The organism is Nocardia harenae NBRC 108248 (assembly GCF_001612885.1).
GTDB lineage: Bacteria > Actinomycetota > Actinomycetes > Mycobacteriales > Mycobacteriaceae > Nocardia > Nocardia harenae.
This window is the reverse complement of the sequence record NZ_BDBH01000009.1, coordinates 105,092-124,198: the sequence shown is the minus strand read 5'-3', so window position 1 is coordinate 124,198 and position 19,107 is coordinate 105,092. Positions and strand designations below refer to the sequence as shown.

The 19,107-nt window shown below is 73.6% G+C and carries 22 protein-coding genes and 2 pseudogenes; 11 read left to right on the top strand and 13 right to left on the bottom strand.

Translation table 11 applies throughout. The features are described 5' to 3' along the window. Positions 1-69: 69 nt before the first annotated feature. Both NH2_RS19980 and NH2_RS19975 read right to left on the bottom strand, forming a co-directional pair. Positions 70-765, bottom strand: a complete 696-nt coding sequence (locus NH2_RS19980; RefSeq protein WP_084505709.1) for a DUF3159 domain-containing protein — start codon at positions 763-765, stop codon at positions 70-72. Positions 766-768: 3 nt separating this feature from the next. Next, complete coding sequence (locus NH2_RS19975; RefSeq protein ID WP_067656409.1) at positions 769-1,146, bottom strand: OB-fold nucleic acid binding domain-containing protein; 378 nt, start codon at positions 1,144-1,146, stop codon at positions 769-771. Between the two features lie 123 nt (positions 1,147-1,269). Here NH2_RS19975 and NH2_RS19970 point away from each other — a divergent pair, with 123 nt between their 5' ends. Next, positions 1,270-1,965 carry an alpha/beta fold hydrolase gene (locus NH2_RS19970; protein ID WP_067656407.1) on the top strand — a complete coding sequence of 232 codons (696 nt, stop codon included), beginning with the start codon at positions 1,270-1,272 and terminating at the stop codon, positions 1,963-1,965. Positions 1,966-2,047: 82 nt separating this feature from the next. Here NH2_RS19970 and NH2_RS19965 read toward each other — a convergent pair whose 3' ends face one another. Both NH2_RS19965 and dut read right to left on the bottom strand, forming a co-directional pair. Then, positions 2,048-3,085: a DUF3710 domain-containing protein gene (locus NH2_RS19965; RefSeq protein ID WP_439951770.1), complete on the bottom strand. Its 1,038-nt coding sequence runs from the start codon at positions 3,083-3,085 to the stop codon at positions 2,048-2,050. Between the two features lie 5 nt (positions 3,086-3,090). Next, positions 3,091-3,558 carry a dUTP diphosphatase gene (gene dut / locus NH2_RS19960; protein ID WP_067656399.1) on the bottom strand — a complete coding sequence of 156 codons (468 nt, stop codon included), beginning with the start codon at positions 3,556-3,558 and terminating at the stop codon, positions 3,091-3,093. A 169-nt stretch (positions 3,559-3,727) separates the two neighbouring features. On the opposite strand from dut, the gene NH2_RS19955 reads away from it, so the two are divergent. Then, complete coding sequence (locus NH2_RS19955) at positions 3,728-4,174, top strand: DUF3093 domain-containing protein (protein ID WP_067656793.1); 447 nt, start codon at positions 3,728-3,730, stop codon at positions 4,172-4,174. A gap of 39 nt (positions 4,175-4,213) precedes the next feature. Here NH2_RS19955 and NH2_RS19950 read toward each other — a convergent pair whose 3' ends face one another. Further along, the gene (locus tag NH2_RS19950) at positions 4,214-4,516 is read right to left on the bottom strand and encodes a DUF4193 domain-containing protein (RefSeq protein ID WP_067656397.1); all 303 of its coding nucleotides are present in this window, start codon (positions 4,514-4,516) and stop codon (positions 4,214-4,216) included. A gap of 396 nt (positions 4,517-4,912) precedes the next feature. Here NH2_RS19950 and cei point away from each other — a divergent pair, with 396 nt between their 5' ends. Continuing rightward, a complete protein-coding gene (gene cei, locus NH2_RS19945; RefSeq protein WP_067656394.1) occupies positions 4,913-5,590 on the top strand; it encodes an envelope integrity protein Cei in 678 nt (225 codons plus the stop codon). 96 nt (positions 5,591-5,686) lie between these two features. Here cei and NH2_RS19940 read toward each other — a convergent pair whose 3' ends face one another. Next, positions 5,687-6,619, bottom strand: a complete 933-nt coding sequence (locus NH2_RS19940; protein WP_067656392.1) for an inositol monophosphatase family protein — start codon at positions 6,617-6,619, stop codon at positions 5,687-5,689. A 188-nt stretch (positions 6,620-6,807) separates the two neighbouring features. Between NH2_RS19940 and ppgK the strand changes: the two genes are divergently transcribed. Both ppgK and NH2_RS19930 read left to right on the top strand, forming a co-directional pair. Continuing rightward, entirely contained in the window at positions 6,808-7,566 is a 759-nt protein-coding gene (gene ppgK, locus NH2_RS19935) for a polyphosphate--glucose phosphotransferase (RefSeq protein WP_067656390.1), read from the top strand. Positions 7,567-7,767: 201 nt separating this feature from the next. Next, positions 7,768-9,198 (top strand): annotated as a pseudogene (locus NH2_RS19930) (RNA polymerase sigma factor); the annotation flags it as partial. A 53-nt stretch (positions 9,199-9,251) separates the two neighbouring features. On the opposite strand, the gene eutC reads toward NH2_RS19930, so the two are convergent. The 3 genes from eutC to NH2_RS19915 all read right to left on the bottom strand — a co-directional run bounded on the left by eutC (position 9,252) and on the right by NH2_RS19915 (position 11,698). Beyond that, positions 9,252-9,995, bottom strand: coding sequence for an ethanolamine ammonia-lyase subunit EutC (gene eutC / locus NH2_RS19925; protein ID WP_067656383.1), 744 nt, complete (start codon positions 9,993-9,995; stop codon positions 9,252-9,254). After that, positions 9,992-11,404 (bottom strand): ethanolamine ammonia-lyase subunit EutB, encoded by a 1,413-nt coding sequence (locus NH2_RS19920; protein WP_067656381.1) that lies wholly within the window; start codon positions 11,402-11,404, stop codon positions 9,992-9,994. The genes eutC and NH2_RS19920 overlap by 4 nt, the downstream gene beginning before the upstream one ends. A 75-nt stretch (positions 11,405-11,479) precedes the next feature. Continuing rightward, positions 11,480-11,698: a YdgH/BhsA/McbA family protein gene (locus NH2_RS19915; RefSeq protein ID WP_067656379.1), complete on the bottom strand. Its 219-nt coding sequence runs from the start codon at positions 11,696-11,698 to the stop codon at positions 11,480-11,482. Between the two features lie 69 nt (positions 11,699-11,767). Between NH2_RS19915 and NH2_RS19910 the strand changes: the two genes are divergently transcribed. Then, entirely contained in the window at positions 11,768-12,502 is a 735-nt protein-coding gene (locus NH2_RS19910) for a rhomboid-like protein (RefSeq protein ID WP_067656378.1), read from the top strand. Positions 12,503-12,576: 74 nt separating this feature from the next. Here NH2_RS19910 and NH2_RS19905 read toward each other — a convergent pair whose 3' ends face one another. From NH2_RS19905 to NH2_RS19895, 3 genes are read right to left on the bottom strand one after another with little or no spacing between them, the layout of a single operon-like run. Beyond that, positions 12,577-13,761 (bottom strand): cation:proton antiporter, encoded by a 1,185-nt coding sequence (locus NH2_RS19905; protein ID WP_067656375.1) that lies wholly within the window; start codon positions 13,759-13,761, stop codon positions 12,577-12,579. Between the two features lie 4 nt (positions 13,762-13,765). Beyond that, positions 13,766-14,248 carry a cation:proton antiporter regulatory subunit gene (locus NH2_RS19900; RefSeq protein WP_067656372.1) on the bottom strand — a complete coding sequence of 161 codons (483 nt, stop codon included), beginning with the start codon at positions 14,246-14,248 and terminating at the stop codon, positions 13,766-13,768. A gap of 49 nt (positions 14,249-14,297) precedes the next feature. Next, positions 14,298-14,657: a DUF952 domain-containing protein gene (locus NH2_RS19895; RefSeq protein ID WP_067656369.1), complete on the bottom strand. Its 360-nt coding sequence runs from the start codon at positions 14,655-14,657 to the stop codon at positions 14,298-14,300. A 272-nt stretch (positions 14,658-14,929) separates the two neighbouring features. Here NH2_RS19895 and NH2_RS29925 point away from each other — a divergent pair, with 272 nt between their 5' ends. Then, positions 14,930-15,124: a DUF7455 domain-containing protein gene (locus tag NH2_RS29925; RefSeq protein ID WP_084505708.1), complete on the top strand. Its 195-nt coding sequence runs from the start codon at positions 14,930-14,932 to the stop codon at positions 15,122-15,124. A 95-nt stretch (positions 15,125-15,219) separates the two neighbouring features. On the opposite strand, the gene NH2_RS19890 is transcribed toward NH2_RS29925, so the two are convergent. Further along, positions 15,220-15,966 (bottom strand): TetR/AcrR family transcriptional regulator C-terminal domain-containing protein, encoded by a 747-nt coding sequence (locus tag NH2_RS19890; RefSeq protein WP_067656790.1) that lies wholly within the window; start codon positions 15,964-15,966, stop codon positions 15,220-15,222. An 87-nt stretch (positions 15,967-16,053) separates the two neighbouring features. Between NH2_RS19890 and NH2_RS19885 the strand changes: the two genes are divergently transcribed. From NH2_RS19885 to NH2_RS29920, 4 genes and pseudogenes are all read left to right on the top strand, one after another. Continuing rightward, positions 16,054-17,817, top strand: a complete 1,764-nt coding sequence (locus NH2_RS19885) for a DEAD/DEAH box helicase (protein WP_067656787.1) — start codon at positions 16,054-16,056, stop codon at positions 17,815-17,817. Next, positions 17,817-18,368 carry a hypothetical protein gene (locus NH2_RS19880; protein WP_067656367.1) on the top strand — a complete coding sequence of 184 codons (552 nt, stop codon included), beginning with the start codon at positions 17,817-17,819 and terminating at the stop codon, positions 18,366-18,368. The genes NH2_RS19885 and NH2_RS19880 overlap by 1 nt, the downstream gene beginning before the upstream one ends. A 54-nt stretch (positions 18,369-18,422) precedes the next feature. Continuing rightward, positions 18,423-18,983: a PadR family transcriptional regulator gene (locus NH2_RS19875; protein WP_157103877.1), complete on the top strand. Its 561-nt coding sequence runs from the start codon at positions 18,423-18,425 to the stop codon at positions 18,981-18,983. Continuing rightward, positions 18,980-19,099 (top strand): annotated as a pseudogene (locus NH2_RS29920) (NAD-dependent epimerase/dehydratase family protein); the annotation flags it as partial. The gene NH2_RS19875 and the pseudogene NH2_RS29920, both read left to right, overlap by 4 nt. Positions 19,100-19,107: the final 8 nt, after the last annotated feature.

The window sequence follows — 19,107 nt, the reverse complement described above, 5'->3', positions numbered from 1 at the left end:
GGAACGGACCTCGGAAACAGGTACCCCAGGGTGGGGAACACCCCCACCTCCCGGTGGCCGGGGCACCCCCTAGCGGGCGGCGTGCCGCCCGGTGGCCGCGGCGGACTTGACCGGCGCGTGCCCGGCCCGGCGCACCGCCCACACGGTGACCACCAGCGCGACCGCGGTGAGCGGCCAGCCCATCCCGATCCGGGCGACCGCGAGCCAGCCGGTGCGGTCGGTGTCGTACAGCTCGGACTGCACCAGGTAGCGGGCGCCGAAGACCAGCACCCAGGCCAGGGTGGCGAGGTCGTAGAGCCGGACAACGGCAGGGTGCTCGCGCCAGGCCGAGCCGTGCCCGTTGAGCACGCCCCAGATCACCCCGACCAGCGGCCTGCGCACCAGGATCGAGACCAGGAAGATGCCTGCGTACACCAGGCTGGTGTAGATGCCGAACAGGAAGTAGCCCTTGGCCTCGCCCACCCGGTAGGCGATGAAGGCGCAGATGCCGACGCCGATGAAGCCGGAGATCGCGGGCTGGATCGGGCTGCGCCGCACCAGCCGCCAGACCAGGATCGCGGCGGCGACGCCGAGCGCCGCCCAGACCGCGGCGGTGAGCCCCCACAGCGTGTTCACCGGCACGAAGACCACGACCGGGAGGGTGGAGTAGATCAGGCCGCTGATGCCGCCGAGTTGTTCCAGGACGGTCTGTTCGGCGCGCTCCGCCGGCGCATCGGGCTCGGCGGCGGGTTCGTCCCTGGTCCCGGTGTCGTCACTGGTCGGCATACGTCAGCTGTTCCCACGCAGTTCGTAGTCGGGGTTGAAGATCACCTTGCGACCATCGCGCTCGCCGACCCGGCCGCGGACCAGGATCTTGCGGCCCGGCTCGATGCCGGGGATCCGCTTGCGCCCGATCCACACCAGGGTGATGGCGTCGGTGCCGTCGAACAGCTCGGCCTCGATGGCCGCGCCCGCGGCCTTGGAGCAGGCCTCGACGCTGCGCAACCGTCCGAGCATCGAGACCTCTTCGCCGCGGCGGCACTCGGAGGCGCGACAGGCGCCCGAGGCCTCGGCCGACTCGGCCAGCTCCTCGGCGTCCAGGTGGTCGATATCCGCGGTCAGCCTACGGCCGAGGCGTCGGAAATATCCCGAGGCAGCGGATGACATGGCACGCTCTCCTGGCATTCGCGGCGTGGGTCGCACGCCGTCGTGATGGTCCTCGCGCCGGCCGGTTGTGGCCGTACACCGCCACTGTAGAGGGCGGGGAGGTGCCCCGCTACGCTCGGCCCGATGTTGCTCTCCCCCGAACCGGCCGTGGTGGTTGCCCTGCCGGGGACCGGCTCCGATTCGGAGTTCGCGCGGCTCGCCTTCGGCGCCGCGTGTGCCGCTCGTGACCTGCGGATTCTTCCGGTGCAGCCGGATCGGGGGGCGATTGTCGCGAGCTGCGTGGAGGCGTTGGATTCCGCGGCTCGGCGGTATGGGCGGGTGGTCGCGGCGGGGATCTCGCTCGGGGCGGCGATCGCGGTCGAGTGGGGGTGTGCGAATCCCGGGCTCGCGGCCGGTGTCGTCGCGGCGTTGCCCGCGTGGACCGGCGGGCGGGACGGGGAGTGCCCGGCGGCGCTGAGCGCCCGGGTCACCGCGGAGCTGGTGCGGGCCGAGGGGTTGGAGGCGACCATCGCGCGGATGCGGGCGAGCAGCCCTTCGTGGCTCGCGGAGACGCTGACCCGGTCGTGGCGCGGATACGGGTCCGCGCTGCCCGACGTGTTGCTGGAGGCGGCGGGCTACTCCTGGCCCGCCGAAGCGCGGCTGCGGTCGCTCACCGTCCCGGCCGTCGTGATCGGGGCCGTCGACGACCCCGTCCACCCCTTCCCCGTCGCCGAGCAGTGGGCCGAACTCATCCCCGGCGCGGTCCTGCACACGACGACGCTCGCCGAATTCGGAGCCGACCCGGCCCTGCTCGGCCACCTCGGCCTCGGTACCCGCTGACCTCCACCGAGTAGCTCGCCCGCTCCGCGCTCGGCAGACCGGTCGAGCGCGGAGCGGGCGACGTACGCGGCGCGCGCGGGCGTCAGTTGCGGTTGAGCTGCTGCATGGCCGAGCCCTCGGCGCCGCGCCGGGGCTGATCGGGCACCGGCTGCGGGACGACGGGCCGCGGCTGCGCCGCGGCGGCAGCAGCCGCCTGCGCCGCCGCCTGCGCCTGTGCCGCCTCGACCTGCTGCTGATGCGCCGCCGCCAACTGCTCCGCCAGATCCTTGGGCAGTACGACGGGCAGCGGATCCCGGACCGGCAACGGCTCGGTCCCCCGGCGCACCACGGTCTCGCTCATGATCGCCCTGGCCGCCCGCACCAGCGGCCCGTCCTCGGCCACCGACCCGGTCGGCCCGGCCGCGACGAGCCGCACCATCCACCGGTACCCGTCCACGCCGATGAACCGTAGATCGGCCCCCTCGGTGACGGCGACCAGCTCCCGCCCCCACGGCCCGCTCTCGGTGGAGACCTGCGCCCCGTCCTTGCGCAGCGACTCGGCCAGGTCGGCGGCGACGGTGCGCCACTGCCCCGAGGTCTTGGGCGCCGCGTAGGCGGCCACGGTGAGCCGCCCGTGCTCGGTGGCCAGGTGCACCGCCTGCGGCGTGCCGTCCCCGGCCATCTCCACCTGCAGCTGCCCGCCCGGCGGTACCGGGATGATCACCGAGCCGAGATCGAGCCGCTGGCCGGCGATGGCCTCCAGCTCCGCGGTGACGTCGGCGTAGTCGTACGGCCCGCGCCGCGGCTCCCCGGCGGCGCGGGCCGCGGGCACCTCGGCTTCGGCCTCGTCGTCGGCCACGCTGTGCTCGGCGCGCCGCGGCGCCGCGTCCAGGGCCTCGTCCCCGGCTCGCCCCGGCCCCCCGGCGCGCCTGCGCCTGCCCTCGCGGCGCGGCTCCGGCACAGCGACCTGCACGGGGAGATCGTCGGTGTCGTAGTCGTCCTCGAACGGCTGGAACCCCGGATCGCCCGGGTACAGCACCGGGATGGGGTGCTCGTCGGTGTCGTACTCGTCACCGAAGTCGTCGTCGTAGTCGCCGTGCTCGCTCGCCCGGCCGCTGCCCTTCTTCCCCCGTCCGAAGATTCCCATCACGCCTCCTCGGCGAGGCTCGCGTGCCCGCCGCTCGATCCGTAGCCCCCCGCGCCCCGCGCGGTCTCGTCCAGCGTCTCCACCTCGACGAAATCCACCAGCTCCACCCGCTGCACCAGCAACTGCGCGATGCGGTCGCCGCGACGCAGCTCGATGGCGGTGCGCGGGTCGTGGTTGATCAGGCAGACCTTGATCTCGCCGCGGTACCCCGCATCGATGGTGCCCGGCGTGTTCACCACCGAGAGCCCGGTCTTCGCCGCCAGCCCGGAGCGCGGATGCACCAGCCCGACGGTCCCCTGCGGCAGCGCGACCGCGATCCCGGTGCCGACCAGCACCCGCTCTCCCGGCTCCAGCACCACGTCCTCGGTGGTGCACAGATCGACACCCGCGTCACCGGCATGGGCGCGGGCGGGAAGGGGGATGCCGGGATCTGTCCGCAGCAGGGGTATCGGTGACAGTGCACTCACGGTGGACGAGCCTACGCGCAGGCGAGGCGGCTCCGTCGCCTAGTGTTGAGTCGTGTCCGACCTGCCCGATCCCGTGAGCAACCCCGCGAACCCGGGGGCCGACCGGCGCGCTTCCGCCGCGGCGCCCGCCCCGGCAACGGCGCGCCCCGCGCCCGCCTACCGGGAGCGGCTGTGGGTGCCGCTGTGGTGGTGGCCGATCGCCTTCGGGGTGGCGGCGCTGCTGGCCGCGGAGATCCACATGGGCGCGCAGGGTGTGCGGGCGTGGCTGCCCTACGCGGCGCTGGCGCCGGTGCCGGTGTGGGTGCTGCTCTGGTTCGGCAGGCACCGCGTCGAGGTCGCCGCCGACAAGCGGGGCAACCCGGAGTTGCGGGTCGACCGGGCGCACCTCCCGGTCGAATTCGTCGCCCGTGCGGCGATCGTTCCCCCCGCGGCGAAGAGCGCGGCGCTCGGCAGGCAGCTCGACCCGGCCGCGTATGTGCAGCACCGCCCGTGGGTCCGGCCGATGCTGCTGCTCGTTCTGGACGACCCGGACGACCCGACGCCGTACTGGCTGATCAGCACGCGCAGGCCGGAACGGGTCCTCGCCGCGCTCGGGCTGCCGAGCGCGAACGGATAACAGCGCCCGGGTAGCCGGGCGCCGGTTGCCTGCGGTCGCTCAGGCGGCGCAGTCCATGCAGATCATCTGGTTGCCCTTCTCGCTGGCGAGCCTGCTCCGGTGGTGCACGAGGAAACAGCTGGAGCAGGTGAACTCGTCGGCCTGCTTGGGAATGACCCGGACGCTCAGCACTTCCTCGGACAGATCCGCGCCGGGAAGCTCGAACGACTCCGCGGTATCGGATTCGTCGATATCCACGACGGCGGACTGCGCCTCGTTGCGACGAGCCTTCAGCTCCTCCAGCGAATCCTCCGACACGTCGTCGGATTCGGTACGCCTCGGTGCGTCATAGTCGGTTGCCATGTCGTCTTCCCCTCGTCCTTACTCCGTATATCCCGGATCGGCGTGGTCACACCGACCCCCGCCGGGAATCGACCTGATCCACACCGCCCCGCCGGTGGCACACGTCACATGCCCACCGGCTCTCCACCAGGGGCGGATCCGGAGATCCACGCCCGACGGCGCTTGGTGAACGCGGAACATGCCCTGCTTGTTCCCGCGACCGACCACGCCATTCCACCTGGGTGATTCGATCTGGGCCGCCAGACAATAGCGGACCACGGGGGAAAAGTCGCAACCGAAACACAGTCGACGCGGAAACGACCTTTCACCGACATCGGACGACCGTTCGGCGCACGCCGGACGGTCGCTCCGTTACGGGTGGCGCTGCCCCGCCGTGACATTTCGTAGAGTGTTCCCGTGGTTTCACTGATCACCGAAGGAAGCGCATCCGACCGCAACGGTCGGCCCTTCATCCGCCGGCGCATCGAACCGTGGCTCATCCTCGTCGGCGTCCTGGCGTTGGTGTCGACGGTGATCTGGATCAAAGCTCTCACGATGGAGGACACCGACACGGCCGCGATGAGCTGCAACTCCCCCAGCCCGGCCACCGACCAGGGCGCCACCGCGCCACCGGTGGCGCTCGGCCAGCGGGTCGGCGCGGGCCGGCTCGACGAGGTGGAGCCCGCGCCGCTGCAGAGCACCAAGGTGCGCGTGCTGAACGCCAACAACCAGCGCGGCCAGGCCTCGCACGTGGCCGCGCAGCTCGGCGACCTCGGCTTCGCCGGCGCGCCGGGGCAGCCGGTCGGCAACGACGCCGTCTACGTCAACGGCGATCTGGAGTGCACCGGCCAGATCCGGTTCGGGGTGAACGGCCGCCCGGCCGCCGCCTCGGTGCAGCTGGTGGTGCCGTGCGCCGAGCTGATCGAGGACCAGCGCGGCGACGACACCGTCGACCTGGTGCTCGGCTCGCTCTTCCGGGACATCCGGCCGAGCACCGACGCCGAGGAGGTGCTGCGCTCGCTCAAGAACCCGGCCCCCGGCGGCGCCGCGCTCGACGTCGGGCTGCTGGACGCCGCCCGCAAGGCCCAGTGCTGAGGTCCCCCCGGATCCCCGCGCGGTAGCCCCCAGCCCGGCGCCGCGCGGTAGCCGCCGTGCTCTGTCCGCGGTAGGGGCCGCGCCGCCGGGCGGCAGCTAGGGCTGCGGGATCGGCGCGGCCCCGCCGGTGCGCTCGAAGAGCGCGAGCAGCTCGTCCGCGATCCCGGGCGCGGCGGCCAGCACCAGGTCCCCCGCCTCGCCGCGGGCGGTGGCGGGGGGGAGCACCAGCCGCGCCCCCGCCTCCTCGGCGACCAGGGCGCCCGCCGCCCAGTCCCAGGTGTTCAGCCCGTGCTCGTAGAAGGCGTCCAGCCGCCCCGCGCCGACCAGACACAGATCCAGCGCCGCGGCGCCGAGCCTGCGGATGTCGCGCAGCTCGGGCAGCAGCCGCGCCACCAGCGCGGCCTGCTCGGTGCGGCGCGCGGTGCCGTAGGCGAAGCCGGTGGCGACCAGCGCCATCGACGCCTCCCGCACCGGGGTGCAGCGCAGGTGCTCGACGGTGCCGTCGGCGTCGACGCGCAGCGCGCCGAGCCCGCGCGCCGCGCTGTAGGTCGCGGCGCGGGCCACGTCGACCACGGCGCCGGCCACCGAGCGGCCGTCGCGCACCGCGGCCACCGAGACGGCGTAGCCGGGCAGGCCGTAGAGGAAGTTCACGGTGCCGTCGATCGGGTCGATCACCCAGGAGATCCGGTCGCCCGCCGCGGCGAGGTCACCGCCGCCCTCCTCGCCGACCACCAGGTCGTGCGGGCGCTGCTCGGCCAGCAGGGCCCGCACCAGCTCCTCGGCCTCGGTGTCGACCACCGTCACCGGGTCGGTCGGGGTGCTCTTGGCCTGCACCGCGCCGTCGGCGACCACCCCGGCAGGCCCGAAGACCTCGGGGCGGCGGGCGCGCACGTGCGCGGCCGCGCTCTCGGCCAGGTCGACCGCGATCCGGCGCAGGTCGGCGGGGTCGGTGGTGGTGGCGTCGAGCGCGGCGGGGTCGGTGGCGGTGTCGAGCGGGGCGGGGTGCGGTGCTGACGTGGGATGCGACACGCCACCAATGCCATCACAGATCCGGGCCGGACGCGCGAGGGCGGTCGGCGATCATCATCCGGTGTGCCCGACTACCCTTGTCGTGCACGACACAGCGCCGTCGTCGGGCAACCCGACCGGCAACGGCACCGGGACCTGTGCGGCGCGTTGTTGACCACGACACCGGCACAGGAACGAGGGGTTGAGAGATGTCCGCTCGGGGGCACGCATTCGGGATCGACATCGGCGGCAGCGGCGTCAAGGGCGCCGCGGTGGACCTGGACACCGGTGAGCTCGCCCAGGAGCGCATCAAGATCGCGACGCCGCAGCCGTCCACCCCGGAGGCGGTCGCGGCGACCGTCGCCGAGCTGGTGGCGAAGGCGGACTGGGACGGCCCGGTCGGCATCACGCTGCCCGCGGTGGTGCTGGACGGCGTCGCGCGCACCGCGGCCAACATCGACCACGGCTGGATCGGCACCGACGCCCGCGCGCTCTTCTCCGACGCGCTCGGCGGCAGGCAGGTGACGGTGCTCAACGACGCCGACGCGGCGGGGCTGGCCGAGGACCGCTACGGCGCGGCGCGCGACTACTCCGGCTCGGTCCTGCTGCTCACCTTCGGCACCGGGATCGGCTCGGCGCTGATCTACCACGGCGCGCTGGTGCCGAACACCGAGCTCGGGCACATGGAGGTCGGCGGGATGGAGACCGAGCACCGCGCCGCCGCCTCGGTGAAGGAGCGCAGGGAGCTGAGCTTCGAGCAGTGGGCGGCCGAGGTGAGCACGGTGCTGATCGCGCTGGAGAACCTGTTCTGGCCGAAGGTGATCGTGGCGGGCGGCGGCATCAGCAGGGACAGCGACCAGTGGATTCCGCTGCTGACCAACCGGACTCCGGTGATTCCGGCACACCTGCGGAACACCGCGGGCATCGTCGGCGCCGCCATGGCGGTACACGACGGCATCACGCCCTGAGGCGAAACGGCGCCACCTGGGCGCGGGCCGCGAATCTGCCCGTCGTGGACATGGGTACGCTGGGTCGATCGTTACAATGGAACGTGTCCGGCGGAAAGCCGCCAACCCCCACCCGGCACACCGGCCCGCGCCGGTGCGAGCCGGCAGCCGGCGCTCCGCCGGCGCCACCCGACAGATCGCTCCGCCGGATCACTCTGGCGTGACGCCGCACGAGACCGTCACGAAAGGGCGTACGTGGTAGCCACGAATACCCGTCAGACCGCCGAATCGGCCGACGCCGACTCCGCAGAAGCAACCGCCGCGCGGCCGGTCCGCAAGGCACCGGTGAAGAAGGCGCCTGCCAAGAAGGCCGCTGCCAAGAAGGCGCCGGCCAAGAAGGTCGCCGCGGCCAAGGGCGTCGCCAAGAAGGCGCCCGCGAAGAAGGCGAGCACCAAGAAGGCGGGGCCGGACGGCGAGCCGGGCGGCGACGAGGGCGCCGACGAAGAAGGCATCGAACTCGAGCAGCTCGAGGATCTCGAGGTCTCCGAGGACGATCTCGCCGAGGACGGCGAGGACTCCGAGGAGTTGGTCGAGGCCGCGGGCGAGACCGCCGAGGCCGAGGAGGGCGCGGCCGCCGAGCCGACCCCCACCGAGAAGGCCTCCGGCGATTTCGTCTGGGACGAGGAGGAGTCCGAGGCGCTGCGCCAGGCGCGCAAGGACGCCGAGCTCACCGCCTCCGCCGACTCGGTGCGCGCCTACCTCAAGCAGATCGGCAAGGTCGCGCTGCTGAACGCGGAGGAGGAGGTCGAGCTCGCCAAGCGGATCGAGGCCGGGCTCTACGCGGCGGAGAAGATGCGCGAGTTCGCCGATTCCGGCGAGAAGCTGCCGGTCGCCACCCGCCGCGATTTCAACTGGATCATCCGCGACGGCAACCGGGCCAAGAACCACCTGCTCGAGGCCAACCTGCGGCTCGTCGTCTCACTCGCCAAGCGCTACACCGGCCGCGGCATGGCATTCCTGGACCTGATCCAGGAGGGCAACCTCGGCCTCATCCGCGCGGTGGAGAAGTTCGACTACACCAAGGGCTACAAGTTCTCCACGTACGCCACCTGGTGGATCCGGCAGGCCATCACCCGCGCCATGGCCGACCAGGCCCGCACCATCCGCATCCCGGTGCACATGGTCGAGGTCATCAACAAGCTCGGCCGCATCCAGCGCGAGCTGCTCCAGGACCTGGGCCGCGAGCCCACCCCGGAGGAGCTGGCCAAGGAGATGGACATCACCCCGGAGAAGGTGCTGGAGATCCAGCAGTACGCCAGGGAGCCCATCTCGCTCGACCAGACCATCGGCGACGAGGGCGACAGCCAGCTCGGTGACTTCATCGAGGATTCCGAGGCGGTCGTCGCCGTCGACGCGGTCAGCTTCACGCTGCTGCAGGACCAGCTGCAGTCGGTGCTGGAGACGCTCTCCGAGCGCGAGGCGGGCGTGGTCCGGCTGCGCTTCGGCCTCACCGACGGGCAGCCACGCACCCTGGACGAGATCGGCCAGGTCTACGGCGTCACCCGGGAGCGGATCCGGCAGATCGAGTCCAAGACCATGAGCAAGCTGCGGCACCCGAGCCGGTCGCAGGTGCTCAGGGACTACCTGGACTAGGCAGGTCATCCGGAAGGGCCGCACGGTGCACGCCGTGCGGCCCTTCCGCGGTCTCAGCCCAGCTCGGCCCGGTCCGCCGCGCCGAGCGGCAGCGAATCGTCCTTGAGGTCGACGCCGGAGCGGCCGAGCGCGCGGGCGCCCTCGATCAGGGCGGCGACGATCCGGGCGGCGCGGTCGTAGGCCAGGCCGTCGGGCGGGTGGATATTGGAGAGGCAGTTGCGCTCGGCGTCGGTGCGGCCGGGACGCGGGTGGTGGGTGAGGTAGATGCCGAGGCTGTCGGCGACCGAGAGCCCGGGGCGCTCGCCGATCAGCAGGACCAGGGTGGTGACGCCGAGCGCGGCGCCGATGTGGTCGCCGAGCGCGACCCTGGCCTGGGTGGCGAGCACCGGCGGGGCGGTGCCGAGCGCGGGCGGGAGCGCCTCGATGAGGGCGGCGAGGGTGGCCGGGCCGTGTTCGGCGACGGCGAGGGCCGAGAGACCGTCGGCGAGCACGAAGCCGACGTCCGCGGAGACCTTCCCGGGCAGTTCCGAGCCGGGGAGGCGGCCGAGGTCGGGGCGGCGCAGGTACTCGTCGCGGTCGCGCGCCCGGCTGGTGACCACGGCGGCGTCGCCGAGCCCGCGGGCGGCGAGATCGGCGGCCAGCGCCTCGGTGTCGAGGGCGGCGTGCACGGCATCGCGGGCGGCGGAGTGCGCGGCGCGGAACTCGAGCACCCGCTCGGTGGGCAGCGCGTCCCCGGCCCGGCCGAGCCCGATCCGCGCCTGCGTGCTGCGGCGCAGCGGGTCCCAGAAATCGCTCATCGCGGCGCCGCCAGCGCGCGCAGCGGCGAGGCGGCCGCGTCCACCGGCAGGATGCGGCCGCCCGCGTCGATCATGCCGAGCTCGCGCAGCCACCGCTCGAACTCCGGCGCGGGGCGCAGCCCGAGCACCCGTCTGGCGTACAGCACGTCGTGGAAGCTCAGGCTCTGGTAGCCGAGCATGACGTCGTCGGCGCCCGGCACCGCGATCACGAAGGCGGTGCCCGCCGCGCCGAGCAGGGTGAGCAGCGTGTCCATGTCGTCCTGGTCGGCCTCGGCGTGGTTGGTGTAGCAGACGTCGACGCCCATGGGCAGCCCGAGCAGCTTGCCGCAGAAGTGGTCCTCCAGCCCGGCCCGGACGATCTGCTTGCCGTCGTACAGGTACTCCGGGCCGATGAACCCGACCACGGTGTTCACCAGCAGCGGCTCCAGCTCGCGCGCGACGGCGTAGGCCCGTGCCTCCAGCGTCTGCTGGTCGACCGGGCGGTCGCCGGTGCCGAGGTGCGCGCCCGCGGAGAGCGCCGAGCCCTGCCCGGTCTCCAGGTACATGACGTTCGCCCCCGCGGTGCCCCGGTGCAGCGAGCGCGCCGCCTCCGCCCCCTCGCGCAGCAGCGCCAGGTCCACCCCGAAGCTCCGGTTGGCGCCCTCGGTTCCGGCCACCGACTGGAACACCAGGTCCACCGGCGCGCCGGCCTCGATGAGCCGGAGGGTGGTGGTGACGTGCGCGAGCACGCAGGACTGCACGGGGATGTCGAAGCGGGTGCGCACGTCGTCGAGCAGCCGGAGCAGCTCGCCGGCGGCGTGCGGGGAGTCGGTGGCCGGATTGATGCCGATCACCGCGTCACCGCAGCCGAGCAGCAGCCCGTCCAGCACCGCGGCGGCGATGCCGCGCGGGTCGTCGGTGGGGTGGTTGGGCTGCAACCGGGTGGCGAGCGTGCCCGGCGTGCCGATGGTGGTGCGGAAGGCGCTGGTCACCCGGGCGGCGGCGGCCACGGCGATCAGGTCCTGGTTGCGCATGAGTTTCGAGACCGCGGCGACAATCTCCGGGGTGAGGCCGGGGGCGAGGGCGCTCAGCGTGGCGGCGGCGTCGTCGGTGGCGGCCACGGTGAGCAGGTGGTCGCGGAGAGCGCCGACGGTCTGCGCGGCGATCGGGGCGAAGGCGGCGCGGTCGTGCCGCTCCAGGATGAGCCGGGTGACCTCGTCGGTCTCGGCGGGCACCACCGGCTCGTCCAGGAAGGTGGTGAGCGGGACGTCGGCGAGCGCCCACTGCGCGGCGGCGCGCTCGGCGTCGGAGTCGGCGGCGCAGCCGGCGAGTTCGTCCCCGCTGCGCCGCGGCGACGCCTTGGCGAGCAGCTCGACCAGCCCCTCGAAGCGGTAGCCGGTGCCGCGCAGCGGCTGCGTGAAGGTCGTCACGGGTCGCTCCCTCCTCCCGGCCCGGCGCCGGGTGGCCCCGATTCTCGGCCGCCGGTGTTGCCCCGGCGTTACGGCTCAGCGACGGCGGCAGACCACCGCGACGATCCGGTCGCCGAGCGATTCCGCCACGTAGAAGTGGTCGCCGCCGGCCGCGGTCGCCGCCCTGGCGATCTCCTCGACCGCGCGGTGGATGTCGCTGTGCCCGTACCGGTTCAGGGTCAGCTCGACGGTGCCGATTGTCTCGTACCCGGTGAGATCGGCCCGCTGGATCTCGACTGCCCTCGTGCGCCGCATTCCGTCAGGGTAGACCGGGCACCGGCGTGCGCGAGCCGATTCCGGGCGTGCTTCCGGCAGACTGAGCCGGTGCCCGACTCGCCCCCCGCGCCGTGGTTGCGCACCCTGGACGCCGCCGAGTGCGTCCGGGCGGTCACCGGCAGGCTGCGCGAACCAGGGCTGCTCCGCCGGATCGGGCCCGCGGTGCGGGCGCACTTCGCCGCCACCCCGGCCAGCACCGCCTACGTCTTCACGCTGCTGGTGACCTGGTGGACGCTGCGCGGGCTGAGCCCGGAGGCCGAGCGGGCACTGATCCTCTCCGCCTCGACCAACCTGCACAATATGCGGGAGAACCCGATCCAGGTGCTGGTCGCGTCGGCGTTCTGGACCGAGGGCGGCTTCCCGTACTGGGTCATCCCGCAGTTCCTGGTGGTGACGGCGTTCGCCGAGCGCAGGCTCGGGACGGCGCGCTGGATCGCGCTCTTCGCCATCGGCCACGTCGGGGCGACGCTGCTCACCGTCACCGCCATCTCCTACGGCATCGATCGCGGCATCATCCCGTACCGGGTGGCGGTCGCGGCCGACGTGGGCAGCAGCTACGGGGCGACGGCGATCATGGCGGCGATGTCGTTCCTCTTCCGCGGCTGGCTGCGGCCGGCCTGGGCCGGGACGCTAATCGCGGTGCTGGCGGCGGCCTATTGGATCGGGCCGACCTTCACCGACTACGGGCACCTGTGCGCGGCCGGGATCGGCCTCGTCGCCGGTGCGGCGGGCAGCGCCTTCGAGCGCCGACGCGCCCGGCGCGCGGAGCGCGACCAGGGCTGAGCGCCGCGCGGGCGGGCACGCGGGCGTCGAAGGACGCGGCGGGCACCGGACCCCGAAGCGGGCGCGCCGAGGGCTCAGGCGCCGACGGCGGCGGCGGGCGGGGTGCGGTGCAGCAGCGCGTACCCGGGCTCGGCGAAGCGCGCCGCCACCGGCCCGATGACCGCCATGAGCAGCACGTAGGCCGTGGCCAGCGCGGCGAGCTCGGCCGCGGCGGTGCCGATGCCGATGGCCAGCCCGGCGATCACGACGGAGAACTCCCCGCGCGCCACCAGCGCCGCCCCCGCCCGTGCCCGCCCCGGCGGCCGGATCCCCTGCCTGCCCGCCGCCCACCACCCGGTGGCCACCTTCGTCACGGTGCTGACCAGGGCCAGCGCGACCGCCCAGCCCAGCACCGGCGGAATCGTGGCCGGGTCGGTGTTCAGCCCGAAGGCCACGAAGAAGATGGCGGCGAAGAGGTCGCGCAGCGGCTCCAGCAGCTTCGCCGCCTGCCGCGCGGTCGCCCCGGAGATGGCGATGCCGAGCAGGAACGCCCCGACCGCCGCCGAGACATGCAGCGCCGACGCCACCCCGGCCACCAGCAGCGCGGCGCCGAGCAGCTCGAGCAGGAAGACCTCGCGGTCGTCGCTGGCGAGCAGCGCCGAGACCTGCCGCCCGTAGCGCAGCGCGAGCAGCAGCACCACGGTGACGCAGGCCAGCGCGGTGCCGAGCGCGCGCAGCCCGCTGAGCACGCTCAGCCCGGCCAGCACGGTGGTCAGGATCGGCAGGTACACCGCCATCGCCAGATCCTCGAAGACCAGGATGGAGAGCACCACCGGAGTCTCCCGGTTGCCGAGCCTGCCCAGGTCGGCGAGGACCTTGGCGGCGATCCCGGAGGACGAGATGTAGGTGACCCCGGCCATGGTGATGGCGCCGGTGGCGCCCCAGCCGAGCAGCAGCGCCACCACCGCGCCGGGCGTGGCATTGGCGACCAGGTCGAGCAGCCCGGCGGGCCAGGAGCGGCGCAGCCCGGTGACGAGCTCGGGCGCGGTGTACTCCAGCCCGAGCAGGAGCAGCAGCAGCACCACGCCGATCTCGGCCGCCAGGTGGCCGAAGTCGTTGGCGGCGCCCAGCTCCACGAATCCGCCCTGGCCGAAGGCGAGCCCGCCGAGCAGGTAGAGCGGGATCGGCGACATTCCGGCTCGCCCGGCCAGCCTGCCGAGCAGGCCGAGGACGAACAGCACCGCACCGAGCTCGAGCAACGCGAGCGCGGTGCCGTTCACCTCCTCAGCCGTGCGTGAGGATCTTCGCGGCCGAGTCGAGCCCCTCCGGCGTCCCGACGACCACGAGCAGGTCGTCGGCGCCGAAGGTGAAGTCGGGGCCGGGTGAGGGGTAGACCTGCCCGGCCCGCATCACGGCGACGATCGACGCCTTGGTGCGGGTGCGCATACCGGTCTCCCCCAGCGTGCGGCCCTCGTACGGAGAGTCGGCTTTGATCGGCAGCTGCCTGGTCAGAATGCCGGGCATATCGCGGTGGTCCTCGCGCAGCTGGGCGACCAGCTGCGGGGCACCGAGCAGGTTGGCCAGCACCGCCGCCTCGTCCGCCGAGAGCGGGATCTCGGCCGCGCAGGCGTCCGGGTCGTCCAGCTTGGAGACGATGAGATCGATGCCGCCGTCGCGGTGGTCGACCACCCCGATCCGGCGGCCGGAGCCGGCCTGGAAATCCTTGCGCACCCCGATCCCGGGCAGTGCTGTGACATCGACGTTCACGAACTCCAGCGTAGACCTGCCGCTCGACCGCCGTCGTCCGTACCGTCCGTCAGCGCGTCAGCGGCGCGAAGACCCCGTCGCCGTCCGGCCGGTACTCGTCGATGGCGGTGACCGCGCCCGCGGGCAGCGGGCCGTAGAGGTGCGGGAAGAGCATGGACTCCGGATCGGCGGGCACCCCCGGCTCCCACTTCACCGGGGCGCCGAGCCGGGCCGGGTCGATCCGGAGCAGCACGAGATCCCGTCGGCCGGTGAACAATCGGTTGGCGGGCAGGTGCGCCTGCTGCGGGGTCGACAGGTGCACGAACCCGGCCACCTCCAGCGAGGCCGGACGGAGCTCGCCCGACCGCCGCGCCGCCAGCCATTCCGCCAGCGTGCAGATGTGAACCAGGGTGTGAGTGTCATAGGTCACGGGTAGTCTCCCGATAGACAACTGGATCGGACTGTTCGAGTACGGGATTCACGTGCTTTCGGAGCTGAGCAGGGGTGTTCGCCCAGGGCGGAAATCCCAGGTCGTGTTATCGAAAACACATCGGATACTCACCGGGAACAAACCCCGGGCCGCGAACGTCTGTCAGAGTAGTCATACCACTGCTGGGAAGTAGCGGATGTGAGCCCGCGGAGTGACCACGGGCCCGACACCAGGTGAACGGACTGTGTGCCGGAAGCCAGGACGGAGGAGTCATGCCAGGAACCCTGACCAGCACCCCACTGACCGCGGTCGACCGCTGCGACCGGTGCGGGGCGGCTGCCCGAGTGCGTGCCGTTCTGCCCGCGGGTGGAGAGTTGCTCTTCTGCCAGCACCACGCGAACGAACACATGGAGCGCCTGCGTGAGCTCGAAGCCGTGATCGACACGGATTCCGCTCCCGCTCTGTAGACCCCCCGTCCTCGCGTCCGACACAACAGCATCGAACAACAGAATCCGCGACAGCGGGCGATCCGATCGGATCGCCCGCTGTCGTGGTTCCGGGGTCACTCTCCCGGCTTTCCGCTCAGCAGGATGCCATCGATCAGCACGGCGAGGCCGTACTCGAAGTCGCCATCGGGGTCGCCCGGCGCCTGGTACCGCTCGCCCACCGCCGCCCCGACTCGCGCCGCCGTCGGGAACTCGCGCTCCGGCACGACCGCGGCCAGCAGCGGGCCGTGCGCCGCCCACCAGGCCCCGTCGTCCCCGGCCCGGCGGGCCGCCACCGCGGTCCTGGCATTGCCGGTGGCGAATTCGGTCAGGACGCTCACCGCGCGGTCCATGGCGACATCGTCCAGGCCGAGCCCGGTCAGCGCGGCCAGCTGCCGGTCGTAGCGGCGCAAGCGGCCGGGGCCGAGCACCTGCGGCCACGGCGAGACCTCGAGCAGCCACGGGTGCGCGAGCAGTTCAGCGCGCACCTGCCCGGCCACCGCCGCCAGCCGCTGCCGCGGGGCGCCGCCGGGCAGCGGGCCGTCCGCGGCCGCGAGCTCGTCCACCATGGCGGCGACGAGCTCGCCCTTTCCCGGCACGTAGGTGTAGAGGCTCATGGGCCGCAGGCCGAGCTCGGCGGCGACCGCGCGGATGGAGACCCCGGCCAGGCCGTCCCGATCGGCCAGCGCCAGCGCGGCGGCGAGCACGGCGTCCACGTTCACCGTCTGGCGGGGGCCGCGGCCGGGCGGCCGCGGCGGCAGGTGGCGCCGCCACAGCAGGGCGATGAGCCGCTCGGCGCGCTCGTCGGCGGTCGGCTCGGGCACGGCTCCCCCTCCCGGGAACAAATCCCGTACGGTGTACGTTGTCGATTTCCCGTACACCTTACGCTGTTCGTCGAAAGGGGCAATGCCCTGTCCGCACTCCAGGCCACCTACCTCCCGGACCGCCACCTCGTCGCGCTGTGGACCTGGTCCGGCGGCCCCGGCGCGGCCCCGCCGGGCCCCGGCGAGCGGGAGACGCTGCCGCTGGTGCTGCCCGGCCCGGACGGGCTCGCGGTCACCGAGGTGCCGTGCGCGCTGCTCACCCCGGCCGAGTTCGCCGCCGACCCGCGCACCGGCGCCCCGTCGCACGCGGCCTGGGCCACCGCCATCGCCGACCCGGCCGCCGCGCCGGCGCTGCCGCCCGCGGCGCACGCCGTGCCGAACGCCACCGGCACCGCGGTGCTCGCCCCGGAGCGCGCGCTCGCCGTCGCGCGGGAGACCGCGGCGCTCTCCGCGCGGCTCGCGGGCAGGCTGCGCGCCGAGCTGCGCCCCTACCAGGCCCGCGGCATCGGCTGGCTGCACGAGACGGTCGCCGCGCACGGCGGCGCGGTGCTCGCCGACGAGATGGGGCTCGGCAAGACGGTGCAGGCCATCGGCTTCCTGGCCGACCGGGCGGGCGGGCCGAACCTGGTGGTGGCGCCGACCTCGCTGGTGGGCAATTGGATTCACGAGATCACCCGCTTCGCCCCCGAGCTGACGGCGCGGGCGTGGCGCGGCGGCGCGCCGGTGGCGGGGCCGGGCACGGTGCTGGTCACCGGCTACCCGACGCTGCGGCTGCACCACCGCGCACTGGCCGGATTCCGCTGGGAGACGGTGGTCTTCGACGAGGCGCAGGCGCTCAAGAACCCGCGCACCCAGGTCGCGGTGGCGGCGCGCGGGCTGGACACCGCCGCGCGGGTCGCGCTCACCGGCACGCCGGTGGAGAACGACCTGGACGAGCTCTGGGCGCTGCTGCACCTGGTGGCGCCGCGGCTCTTCACCCACCGCAGCCGCTTCCGGCGGCGCTTCGCCCGGCCGATCGCCGAGGGCGACGCGGGCGCGGCGGCCCGGCTGCGGGACGCGCTGGAGCCGGTGCTGCTGGCCAGGCGCAAGTCCCAGGTGGCCGCCGGGCTGCCCGCCAAGATCCACACCGACCTGCTCTGCGACCTCACCGCCGAGCAGGCCGCGCTCTACGACCGGGTGCTGGACGAGGCCGAGGACACCGGCTTCGGCACCGGGCTGCGGCGGCACGGCCGGGTGCTGGCGGCGCTCACCGCGCTGAAGCAGGTCTGCGTCCACCCGGGGCTGCGCACCGGCGACCTGACCGAGATCGCGGGGCGCTCCGGCAAGATCGACCTCTGCACCGACATCGTCGCCGCCAACCTGGCCAACGACGCCCCGACCCTGCTCTTCACCCAGTACCGCGGCGCGGGCGAGCTGCTGGTCCGGCACTTCGCCGAGACCTTCGGGCTCGCCGTCCCCTTCCTGCACGGCGGGCTCGACCGCGGTGCGCGCGCCGGGATCGTCCGGGACTTCCAGCAGCCGGACGGCCCACCGGTGCTGGTGCTGAGCCTGCGCGCGGCGGGCACCGGGCTCACCCTGACCCGCGCCGCCGACGTCGTTCACGTGGACCGCTGGTGGAACCCGGCGGTGGAGGCACAGGCGACCGACCGGGCGCATCGGATCGGGCAGACCCGCACGGTCACCGTCACCACGCTCACCACCGCGACCACCCTGGAGGAGCACATCGCCCGGCTGCACGACCGCAAGGCCGCGCTCACCGACCTCGGCGACGGCGCCGGGATCGCGGCGCTGGCCCGGCTCGACGACGCCGGGCTCATGGCGATCCTGCGCCGCTCGCGGGGTGGGTACTGATGGCGGAGAACGAGTTCGGCTACACCCGCTGGGGCATGGACTGGGTGCGGCTCGCCGAGCCGCTGCGCAGCACCCGTCCGGAGCCGCTGCTGCCGCGCGCCCGCAGCATCGCCCGCAACAGCGGGGTGCGCACGGTGATCGAGGGCAGGGTGGTGCGGGCCACCATCCAGCGCGGCGGGCAGGCGTCGGTGACGCACCTGGAGGTCGCGGCGCCCGGCCCGGCCGCGGTGGCGGCGGTGGCCGGGCTGGTCCCCGACCCGGCGCTGCTCGGCGACGACGCGCACGCGGCGCTGCGCGCGGCCGGATTCGATCCGGCGCCGGTGCTCGCCGCCACCGACTGCTCCTGCTCCGCGCGGCGCGCGCGCTGCGTGCACCTGCTCGCGCTCTGCTACGAGGTGGCGCGGCAGGTCGACGCCGAGCCCGCGCTGGCGCTGCGCATCGGCGGTTTCCTCGACCCCACCGCCGCCGCGCCGGACACCCCGGCCGCCCCGCGCCGCTGGATTCCGCTGGACGAGCTGGACGCCCGCGACTGGTTCACCCCGCCGTCCTGACCCAGGTGCTCTGATCCGATTGCTCACATGTGAGTAATCAAATACGATGTGGCGGTGAGTTCCGCTCGATTGTTCGTCCTCGGCGTCCTGGCGCGGCGCGGGCCGATGCACGGCCACCAGATTCGGCGTTCGGCGCAGATCGACCACCTCGACCTGTGGACCGACGTCAAACCCGGGTCGCTGTACGGCGTGCTGCAGCGCATGGACGGCGAGGGGCTGGTCCGGCAGCTGCGGGTCGAGCAGGAGGGCAAGCGGCCGCCGCGCACGGTGTACGAGATCACCGAGGACGGGCGGCATGAGCTCGAGGTGCTGCGGGCGCGCACGCTCCGCGACGGCAAGCTGATTCCCGACCCGGTAGACCTGGCGCTCGGCCAGGTGCCCGGCATGCGCGAGGAGACCGCGCGGGCGGCACTGACCGACCGGCGCTCCGCGCTGGCACACCAGTTGCAGACCATGCGGCACCTCCGCGCGGAGGCGGACCCCTACCTCGGCGCCATGGAGAAACACATCTTCGAGCACACGATTCGCCGGCTCCAGCTCGATATCGACTGGCTCGACGAGATCCTGTCGCAGCTGCCCCAGCTGACGGCGGAACCGGAAGGACACGGACAATGACCGAACGGACCGCCGTCACGGGCGCGACCGGACTCATCGGACGGGCGGTCGTGCCCGCGCTCCTGGCACACGGGCACCGGGTCACCGTGCTCGCCCGCGATCCACAGCGGGCTCGCGCGCTCAC